The 432-nt window shown below is 64.6% G+C and carries 1 protein-coding gene; it reads left to right on the top strand.

The genetic code is table 11. From position 1 onward, the window contains the following. Nucleotides 1-70: 70 nt before the first annotated feature. The coding region (locus ASG67_RS19580; protein ID WP_235535227.1) for a tryptophan 7-halogenase at nucleotides 71-432 on the top strand (362 nt) is incomplete at its 3' end.

Genomic DNA, 432 nt, shown 5'->3' on the forward strand with positions numbered 1-432 from the left:
ATCCGGGCGACGGATCGGCGCTGGCGCCGGATCAATATGACCGGTTGCGGGCGGAGATATACGCATCGCGGTGAAGCGACTGTCGAACGGCCTGGACCTGCCCCTGCCCGCCTATGCCACCAGTGGCGCGGCGGGAATTGACGTGGTCGCGATCGGACTGGCGAGCGGGTTTATGGAGCCGCTGGAATCAACCAGCATACACCTGATCCAGGCGGGGATCATGTCATCGCGCTTCGCCAGCGTCATCCCTTCATTGTCCCCGCGCGGGTTCGCCGAGATCGCCAAGGGCTTCCCCGGCGACGTGAAGGTCATCTATCCGTACGACACGACGCCGTTCGTGCGGCTGTCGGTGGAGCAGGTGATCCACACGCTGTCGCTACCGCTCGCCCGGATCAACCGCGATGCATTGACGCGTACGACACGACGCCGTTC

This window comes from Sphingomonas sp. Leaf339 (genome assembly GCF_001426195.1).
Classification (GTDB): Bacteria; Pseudomonadota; Alphaproteobacteria; order Sphingomonadales; family Sphingomonadaceae; genus Sphingomonas.